Raw genomic sequence first — 9214 nt, 5'->3', positions numbered from 1 at the left:
CGCCCCGCGGGCCGACGCACCGACGGGCGCCCCCGTGTCCGGCCGCGTCCTCGGCGACGCCGGCATCAGGCCGCAGGACCGGCCCGCCGTCCAGCGGTTCCGCGAGCTGCGCGAGGGCCTCGCCACAAAGGCGCGGCCCTCGGAGACGGCCACGAACCGCACCGCCCCGGCGCCGATCGCCGCCCAGGCCCACCGGTGGTGGGGCACCGAGCTGGGCCCCAACGGCAACACCGGCTACGACGCCGTCATCGCCACCCACACCCTCGACGACGCGCTGCGTCTGAGCGGCGCCAACGACTTCCTCTACGCCCCCACCACCAAGCCGCGCAGCAACTCCTGCATCGAGATGGTCACCGTCCACACCCGGGACAGCGCCCAGATATGGGCCTGGGACTGGTGCACCACCGACCCCTCCCAGGCGGTCGGCGCGACCGTCGACATCGACGCCGCCTTCCTCCGGAAGTACGGCGCCACCGTGAACGGCCGCTCCGCCTACAGCGTCCAGGTCCAGCTCACGGACGCCCGGACCAACACCTGGAGCGCCTCCCTCTACAACGTCGCCACCAGCACCTGGGACCCGTTCTTCACCAGCCGGGGCACCGACCAGACCGGCCTCGACTACGGCTGGGACATGTTCGAGTACTACTCCGACCGGACGGCCTCCGGCAACGTGGGCGTCTGCCAGGACCTGAGCGGACGGGTCGTCGAGACCACCGGGCTGAAGGTCCGCACCCCCGCCACCGGCGCCTGGAGCGACGCCGGCCCCTCCAACTCGACCGTCTTCCCCGCCGCCACCATGAACCCGTCGACCTACTACTGCCCCGGCATCGCCGGCCGCATGGCCACGGCGTACAGCGCCTGGCAGGTGACCGTCCGCTGACCCGCCGTCCGTCCGTACGGGATCCGGCTGTTCCGGAGCGGCGTCACGGGGCCGGCCGGGGCTCGACGGAGAGGGTGTGCCGGAAGAGCCCGTACGGGTCCCAGCGGGCCTTCACGGCCTGGAGCCGCGGGTAGTCGTCCTTGTAGTAGAGGGTGTGCCACGGGACGCCGGAGCGGTTCCAGGCCGGGTCGGCGAGGTCGGCGTCGGGGTAGTTGATGTACGAGCCGTCGCTGACCTCGCCGGGCACCGGCACGCCGCCGGTGTCCGCGTACATCGCGCGGTAGAACCCCCGCACCCAGGCGAGGTTCGCCGCGTCCTCCCGCTCGTCCGTCCACACCGTCTGGTAGACGACCTTCATCACCGCGTCCCGCTGGGCGGTCGCGGTCGCCCCCGGCGCCACCGCGTTCACCTGGCCGCCGTAGCCGACGAACAGCAGACCGCCGTGCGAGACGGCGGAGCCATCCGTCAACCAGCTGTAGGCGGTGGCGAGTTGGGCGTCGGTGTACGAGCGGCGCAGGTACGCCGCCTTGAGCTTGTAGCGCCGGCTGAACATGTCCCCGGCCGCTCCCGCGCCCGGCCAGGTGAGGGCGTGCAGCCACGGTACGGTCCGGTGGTCGACGGCGGGTTCGACGCCGGTGCCCGCGCCGACCGCGGACACGAGCTCGGCCACCATCCGGTCCAGGTCGGGGACGGTGGCGTCGGCCTGCACGAACATCGTGATCGGGCCGCCGCCGCGACGGGCCACCGAGAGGATGGCGTACAGGCCCGCGTACGGGGAGCCCGGCTCGCTGTGACGCTCGTGCCAGGTGCCGAAATTGCGCAGCAGGGTGGTGAACGCCCGCGCCGTCATCCGCTCGTCCCAGGCCCAGACCGCCTGGTAGCCCTTCAGCTCGCGGGGCGAGGGCGGCAGCAGCCGGGACGGGTCGTCGCCCGTCGCGTCCGGGGAGCGCAGCCAGTAGCGGGTGACCACGCCGAAGTTGCCGCCGCCACCGCCGGTGTGGGCCCACCACAGGTCCCGGTGCGGGTCGTCCGGCTCACGGGTGGCGACCACCGTCCGCGCCCGGTCGGCCCGGTCCGCCACCACCACCTCCACGCCGTGGAGGTGGTCCACCACCGAGCCGTAGCGGCGCGAGAGCGGCCCGTACCCGCCGCCGGCGAAGTGCCCGCCGGCGCCCACCTCGGGGCACGCGCCCGCCGGGACCGTCACGCCCCAGCCCGTGAACAGCGCCCGGTACACCCGCCCGAGCGTGGCGCCGGGCCGGACGGCGAACGCCCGCCGCTCCGGGTCGTAGCCGACCGCGTCCATGGGGGAGAGGTCCAGCAGCAGGCGGACGCCCGGATCGGCGGTGAAGTCCTCGAAGCAGTGGCCGCCGCTGCGCGGCGCGATCCTCCGCCCGGAGCGCAGCGCCTCGGTGACGGCGCGTACGACGTCCTCGGTGGTGGCGGCGACCCGGATCTCGTCCGGGTCGCCGGCGAAGCGGAAGTTGTCGCCCCGCAGCAGGCTCGCGTACCGGGGGTCGCCCCGCCGGATCACCGCCGCGCCCCGGCCCGGGGCCTGCGCCGGAGCGGCTCCTCCGGCGGACCCCGCGGACCCCGCGGCCCCCGGCAGGCCCGAGGCCGCGCCGCCGGCCAGCAGGGCGCCGGCCGAGGCGAGCAGGCCCCGGCGGTTCGGTCCGTATGGGCCCGGCCGGTCCGTCATGTCCACCACCCCGTTCCCCCGCGATCCGGGTCTCTCCGTGACGACGCCCGCTGCCAACGGTCCCACACACGACCGGAGTTGAGAACAGAACGCGTCCTGTCCGCCGGGCTGACCCGACGCGCGGGAGCGGGCCCCGGGGCGACGGCTGACGGACGGTCGGCCGGACCGGAGGGGCCTGCGACACCGCCTGTCCGAGGGCGCGGATAGGGTGACGTGCCCGTGCCGCGCGGCCGACCTGTCGGCGTGCGGCCTTTCGTCGTGTCAGGAGATATCTGGGTGAAGACCCGTATGACAGCGCTCCGGAGCGCCGCGGTCGTCGCGGCGGCCGTCCTCATGGCGGCGCCCGCCGCCGGCTCCGCCGTAGCCGCCCCCGCCGGAAGCCCGGACACCAAGAAGGTGACCTACCAGGGCCGCGTCTTCCAGGTGCCCACGGCCTGGCCGGTCGTCGACCTGGCCGCGGACCCGCAGGCCTGCGTCCGCTTCGACCAGCACGCGGTGTACCTCGGCCACCCGGGCGAACAGCAGGTCTGCCCGCCGCGGTTGACCGGCCGCTCGGAGGCCCTGCTGGTCGAACCCGCCGCCGGCGCCGCGCCCGACCGGGAGGGCTCCAACCCCGTCGCGCAGACGATCCGCGCGGAGGACGGCGTCGTCGCGGTGACCGGGACGTACGACACGGACCAGCCGCTGGTGCGCCGGATCATCACCAGTGCCGGGCTCACCCCCGCGCCGGAACACCGACCGGAGCCGGCGCCCGCCGCAGCCCCGACGGCCCCCGCCGCGAAGTCCGCCACGCCCAAGTCCGCCGCCGCGCCGTCCAGCCGGGCCATGGCCGCACCGATGGCCGCCGCGGCCCAGGTGCCCGCGTCGGCGACGAACTACACCGGCAAGGGCTTCGACGCCTGCACGGCGCCCTCCGGCGCCGCGATGAACGCGTGGATGACCTCCTCCCCGTACCGGGCGGTCGGCATCTACATCGGCGGCGTCAGGCGGGGCTGCGCCCAGCCGAACCTGACGTCCTCCTGGGTCCAGCAGCAGCAGTCCGCGGGCTGGTCCTTCATGCCGCTGTACGTCGGCGTGCAGGCCCCGAAGATCGCCTACCCCGCCACCGAGGGCGCCAACGCCGCCGACGACGCGGTGGCCCAGGCCCAGGCCCTCGGCTTCGGCCCCGGCACGATCCTCTACTACGACATGGAGGGCTACACCACCCCGCAGTACTCGGCCACGGTGCTCGCCTTCCTCACCGCCTGGACCAACGAACTGCACGCCTGGGGCTACAACTCCGGCGTCTACAGCAGCTCCTCGTCCGGCATGAAGGACCTCGCCGCCAACGCCGGCAACAGCGCCTACACCATGCCCGACGCCGTCTTCAGCGCCAACTGGAACGGCAAGGAGGACACCGCCGACCCGTCGATACCGGCCGGCTACTGGTCCAACCACCAGCGCGCCCACCAGTACGCCTCGCCGGCGAACCCGGAGAGCTGGGGCGGCTACTCGATAGCGATCGACCAGGACTACGTCGACATCCAGCTCACCAGCGCCCCGCCCTCCCTGTCCTCCGCGCTCTTCCTCGGCGTGCGCCAGAGCTCGGGCACCTGGCCCGGCTTCAGCCCGCTGACGGGCGGTGCGGGCGTCTTCCGCGGCTCGGAGGCCGCGATCGCCGGGCTGCCGGGAGGCTCCTCGCAGGAGCTGGGCATCGGCCTGGACGGCCGGCTCTACCACGGGGTCCGCGCCGCGAACGGCAGCTGGAGCGGCTTCGCCGCACTCCCCGACGACGGCACGCCCGCCACCCAGGCCCGCCGGGCCGCCATCGCGGGCCTGCCGGACGGCTCCTCGCAGGTGCTGACCGTCGGCAGTGACGGCAACGTCTACCACCGGATCCGCCTCTCCGACGGCAACTGGTCCGGCTTCGCCCCGCTCCCCGGCGTCGGCACCCCGACCATGGCGGCCGGGGACGTCGCCATCGCCGGCCTGCCCGACGGCTCCGCCCAGGTCCTGGCGATCGGCAACGACGGCAACGTCTACCACGAGACCCGCTTCTCCAACGGCAGTTGGAGCGGCTTCGCCCCGCTCCCCGGGGTGAACAGCTCGCGGATGGCGGCCGGCCGGGTGGCCATCACGGGCCTGTCGGACGGCTCCTCGCAGGTCCTGGCGGTCGGCAACGACGGCAACGTCTACCACCAGACCCGCTTCGCCGACGGCAACTGGTCCGGCTTCGCCGCGCTCCCCGGCGTCGGCACGCCCACCATGGCCGCGCGGACGGTCGGCATCGCCGGCCTGCCGGACGGCTCGTCCCAGGTGGCGGTGGTCGGCGGCGACGGCAACGTCTACCACGAGACCCGCTTCGGCAACGGCTCCTGGTCCGGCTTCGCCGCCGTCCAGGGCCCGTACGGCGCGAGCACCTTCCCGGCCCAGCGCGCCGCCATCGCGGGCCTGCCGGACGGCTCCAGCCAGCTCGTGGTCACCCGCAGCTGACCCGGACCCACCCCGCACCCGACGCCCCCGCCCCCGGCAGCCCCGGAGGCGGGGGCGTCTGGCTCGATGAAGGCTCTCCGCCCTGACCGGCGCAGGAGCGGCCGAGACTCCGCCGGGGCAGCCTGATGGACAGCCGCCGGACATCGTCGTGGTGTCGGTCACCGCAGATTCTCGGCGACGCGGACGAGTTCCTCGTCCGAGAGCCGCGGGGGAGCACCGGTCGTGACGACGAAGGTGTAGGTCCCGTCCGACCAAGTCAGCGAACGGGGCCCGCCGTTCGGATCGGATTGCGTGATGGCCGCGGGGTGGCCCTTGACCAGGGCGGCCCGGCCCTCCGGTGGTGCGCTGTTCCGGAGGGTCTGGCTGATGATCAGATTGCCTTGTTCAGGGCCCGTCCCCAGTCGGTACCCGCTGGCCCAGGCCGGAGTGTCGGGCGGGAGCGGGGCCAGACCGGGTAGGTGGACCATCCTGCCCGCGGGATAGGGGGAGTAGTTCTCCGGCAGGAACACGGGCCGGAGGAGGTCGCGCTCGTCGAAGTGGACGGCGGGCTTGCCGGTGGTATCGTTCAGCGCCCTGGTCCCGAGCGGTTTGTTCAGGTGGGTCGTGATCTGTCCGATGCCACCCGGGTCGCAGAACCCCGGGGGGACTGTGTGCCGCAGGGAGACCTTCACCGCGTCGGCGGACTCGCGGGCCACGAGTTCGGGCTGCTTCTCACAACCCCACCCGATGCTCAGTGTCAGGGTCCGGCCGTCCGAGCCGACCAGCAGCGGCTTGCCGGCCACGGTGCCCTCGTAGACCCTGGTCTCCGGGACCCGGTTCATCCAGGCGTTGATCGCGAACCCGCCACCTAGCAGGGCCATGGCAGCCCCGGCGGTCAGGCGGATCCGTCGTCCGTGTTTCGACATGTGACGGACCGTACCTTGCGTCGTGGGGCCCGCCCCCGGCGGTCGTGGCCATGCTGCACCTCTGACGTCTTCGGCGGTGTCGCGTGAGCCGGGGATCCGGGGAATGTCGTGGTCGGAAGCCGCCGCGATCCGTGGTCCGTTGGCAGGCCGGTGATCCGCGACCGGGCTGTCACCGCCGGGCGTCGGCGGTGGCCGCCTGATCGGCGGCCGATGGTCAGAAGCCCCTGAACACGCCGTCGGCGTCGACGTTCCCGGCGAAGTCGTCGAAGTCCATGTTCGAGATGGACAGGTTGTTCTCGATGCTCCACAACCGCGCGGCGACGACGCGGATGCACCGCCCAGGCCGCTCCCGCAGGTCCACGACGCGGCGGCCGCGGACATCGGCCGCGGCCGCACCGCGTCAGCGAGGCCGACGGCCGGACGGGGCCGCGGGAGCTGGACCGTCCCCCCGGGGTCGGACACCACTGGAGCTCCCACTCCAGTGGCACCCCCTCACGCACCGCCGATGGCGTCGCCCCCGGAACGCCCGACCGGATCCTGGGCAGACGCCCGCCGGACACGGTAGTTCCAGCGCGTGAGTGACCGGACGACGGAGGCGGAGCCGACGGGGTTGGCGCTGTGGACGTAGACCGTTCCGATCCGGAAGGGCCGTCCCTCGAAGGCCGCTTCTTCCAGGAGGGCCACCACGGGCATGACGGTGTCGTCGCCGCCGAGGTCGTGGTCGAGCCAGAGTTCGTCGATGAAGCCGTCGCGGTGCTCCTCCAGGAGCCGGGTGCCTTCGCGGCTGGTGCGGGCGATCCGTGTGGCGCCGGGGAGCGGTCGCAGGTCGTCGATGCCGAGGACGACGGGCGTCGGTGCGGTGGGCGCTTCTTCCATCGGGCCAGTTTCACAGCGGGCGGGCTGGACGGCCACGGGTTATCGGGCCGCTGCCCGGCGGGCGGCCGGGCACACGCCTGGCCCTGGTCGGTCCCGGCCTCCCGCAGCGCTGCCGACGCCGACGAGCGGCCCCAGGTGCACCGTCCGGGCGGCGGCTCGGCACCGACCCAACCGGTGCCGGCCCGCCGGATCCCTGTCAGCGCCGCCGCGATTCGGCCGACATTGCCGAAGCGCACAGCCTGGACAGGCTGTGCCGACCCAAATACAGTGAGTCCCCGGCCCGCAGCGGCAGGAAAGAAAATGGGAGCGTAAGGCGGGGGGGTCTGTGATGCCGTCCTATCCCGCAATTCGATGGGCTTCCCTTTTCGGGAAGCGGCTCACGGGGCCGGCGGGGGCGTATGCACGGAGCGGTCCGAAACGCTCCCGCGGGCGGACGCGGAAACGGCCGGACCGAGTACGCCGAACTCGCGTATGCCGAACTGAGTACGCTCCCCAAGCCCGATATCCGGCGCCGAAGACGCTGTCGGCCGCGGCGCCGGGTTCGACTCGTCCGCTACACCTCAGACAGAAGGAGAGAGGCCATCATGCCTTTGTCGGCAGCCGACCTCGCAAAGCTCGGAGACGCACCGGTCACGATCCAGTCGACGTTCTTCCCGAACGTGTTCCTGCGCATGGACGGAACGGGGGTGACCGCCTCCGCCAACCACGGCGGAGGGACGGTCAACTGTCAGTACGGCACCGGACCCTGGACGGCGTACAGGGTCCGGCCGCAGACCGACGGCTCGTACTCGTTCGAGTCGGCGGCCTTCCCGAACGTGTTCCTGCGCATGGACGGAAACGGCGTCCCCGTCACCATGGCCGGAGGTGGGACGGTCAACTGCCAATACGGCATCGGCCCCTGGGAGAAGTTCAACGCCCGTGCCCAGGCCGACGGTTCGTTCTCCTTCGAGTCGGCGGCGTTCCCGGGTATCTTCCTGAGGATGGTGACCGGCAGCGGGGTGACCTCCGCCACCGGCCCCGGGGGGACGGTGAACTGCCAGGTCAAGGCCAACGGCGGCGAGAACGAGAAATTCTATCTCGACAAGGCCCAGTAGACGGGCTCGCCCGGTGGCCATGCCCCGGATCCTCGCGGAAGAACGCGTGATACCGGGGAGGTGAAATCGCCCGGGTCGGCTTATTGGAGCCGGCCCGGGCGATTTCGTGCGCGGAAATGTCAGGTCGCGAGCGAAACGCATTTCGAACCTCCGGGTGCGCGAGGGGCGCACAGGCACAGAGCGGGTTCATCTGTTCGAGTTCCGTCGGGACTATGGGGCCCCTGGTCCTGGGGAGGAAGGAGGGCATCTGGGCGGGCGTCCCCGGGCAATGGGCCCGGTGAGAGGCGACCGCCCGCCGCCCGGCACGTCACCCGGCCCTGCCGGTGCCGCCGGGCCGAAGGAAGGTTCCCATGCGCAGAAGCGTCCTCCCCCTCGTCTCCTCCGCCCCGCTGGTGTTGGTGCTGTCCCTGCTGGGCGCTCCCGTCCCGGTACAGGCGGCGCCCAGGGCGCCCGCCGGACCGGCCTCGGCCGCTCCGACCAGGGCCATCGGCACGTTCGCGGTCCGTGCCCAGGACTGCGGGCCCTGGGGCTGCCAGTACGCGCTGGCCTACTTCGTCCTGGAGGACCCCGCCGGCTGCTACGCCGTGCCGCCCGCTCCCTCGCCGGTCGGCTCGCGGTGGACGCGGTGGGGGAACGGTACGGACCGGAACGCGCAGCTGTTCACCGACGGCGCGTGTGCCGGGGCGGCCGACGCGGTCCTGGGGGAGAAGTCCACGATCGAGTTCAGCGACGCCCCGTACCACTCGGTCCGCTTCGGCTGAGCGCAGGGGAGACCACCGCCACCGGGACCCTCCGGCGTCCCGGCGACGCCTTCGCCGTCGTCGTGGGCATCAGCGCAGGAGGGTGGCGAGGAGTTCGGCGATGGTGGGGCCGGCGTCGGCGGGGTGACGCAGTTGCTTGCTGGTGACGACGCGGTAGTGGTTGGTGCGGCCGCGGCGTTCGTGGCTGAGGTATCCGGCCTGTTCGAGGTCGGCGATGATGCGTTGGACGGCGCGTTCGGTGAGCAGGCAGCTGGTGGCGATGTCGCGCACGCGGATGCCGGGGTCGCGGGCGATCTGGACCAGCACGCGGGCGTGGTTGGTCAGGAAGGTCCATTGACGTTCGGGCGTCGTGCTGTTGTCCATCCCTCCACGATAGGACTCCTGTTTCACGACTGCTGATACACGACAGAAGATTCGTGCAATGGTTGACATGTCTGATGGACGGGCGAAGACTGGAACAGCCGCACTCCGCAGTGCCTCCGCCGCGGATCCGACGGCGGTACTGCTTCTGGAGATGGTTCCAATGG

The 9214-nt window shown here is 72.7% G+C and carries 9 protein-coding genes; 4 read left to right on the top strand and 5 right to left on the bottom strand.

Annotated features, from left to right (window positions below):
- On the top strand, positions 1 to 880 hold an 880-nt coding region (locus tag AE652_RS02095; RefSeq protein WP_234348184.1), incomplete at its 5' end, for a hypothetical protein.
- A gap of 43 nt (positions 881 to 923) precedes the next feature.
- On the opposite strand, the gene AE652_RS02090 is transcribed toward AE652_RS02095, so the two are convergent.
- Positions 924 to 2579, bottom strand: coding sequence for an FAD-binding oxidoreductase (locus AE652_RS02090; protein WP_049649328.1), 1656 nt, complete (start codon positions 2577 to 2579; stop codon positions 924 to 926).
- A gap of 288 nt (positions 2580 to 2867) precedes the next feature.
- Here AE652_RS02090 and AE652_RS47795 point away from each other — a divergent pair, with 288 nt between their 5' ends.
- A complete protein-coding gene (locus AE652_RS47795; RefSeq protein ID WP_049649327.1) occupies positions 2868 to 5051 on the top strand; it encodes a glycoside hydrolase domain-containing protein in 2184 nt (727 codons plus the stop codon).
- A 158-nt stretch (positions 5052 to 5209) separates the two neighbouring features.
- Here the strand turns inward: AE652_RS47795 and AE652_RS02080 are convergent, their stop codons facing one another.
- From AE652_RS02080 to AE652_RS02075, 3 genes are all read right to left on the bottom strand, one after another.
- Positions 5210 to 5956, bottom strand: coding sequence for a hypothetical protein (locus AE652_RS02080; RefSeq protein ID WP_159028317.1), 747 nt, complete (start codon positions 5954 to 5956; stop codon positions 5210 to 5212).
- A gap of 214 nt (positions 5957 to 6170) precedes the next feature.
- Complete coding sequence (locus tag AE652_RS46095) at positions 6171 to 6317, bottom strand: hypothetical protein (RefSeq protein WP_159028316.1); 147 nt, start codon at positions 6315 to 6317, stop codon at positions 6171 to 6173.
- 131 nt (positions 6318 to 6448) lie between these two features.
- Entirely contained in the window at positions 6449 to 6832 is a 384-nt protein-coding gene (locus AE652_RS02075) for a cyclic-phosphate processing receiver domain-containing protein (protein WP_049649325.1), read from the bottom strand.
- 584 nt (positions 6833 to 7416) lie between these two features.
- Here AE652_RS02075 and AE652_RS02070 point away from each other — a divergent pair.
- Both AE652_RS02070 and AE652_RS02065 read left to right on the top strand, forming a co-directional pair.
- Entirely contained in the window at positions 7417 to 7926 is a 510-nt protein-coding gene (locus AE652_RS02070; RefSeq protein WP_049649324.1) for a hypothetical protein, read from the top strand.
- A gap of 350 nt (positions 7927 to 8276) precedes the next feature.
- On the top strand, positions 8277 to 8687 hold the full coding sequence (locus tag AE652_RS02065; RefSeq protein ID WP_049649323.1) for a hypothetical protein: 411 nt from the start codon (positions 8277 to 8279) through the stop codon (positions 8685 to 8687).
- Positions 8688 to 8756: 69 nt separating this feature from the next.
- Here the strand turns inward: AE652_RS02065 and AE652_RS02060 are convergent, their stop codons facing one another.
- Positions 8757 to 9050, bottom strand: coding sequence for a helix-turn-helix domain-containing protein (locus AE652_RS02060; RefSeq protein WP_049649322.1), 294 nt, complete (start codon positions 9048 to 9050; stop codon positions 8757 to 8759).
- Between the last annotated feature and the right edge of the window lie 164 nt (positions 9051 to 9214).

Source organism: Kitasatospora sp. MY 5-36 (genome assembly GCF_001182915.1).
GTDB lineage: Bacteria > Actinomycetota > Actinomycetes > Streptomycetales > Streptomycetaceae > Kitasatospora.
The sequence above is the reverse complement of the archived record's forward strand: the minus strand, read 5'-3'. Positions and strand labels throughout refer to the sequence as shown.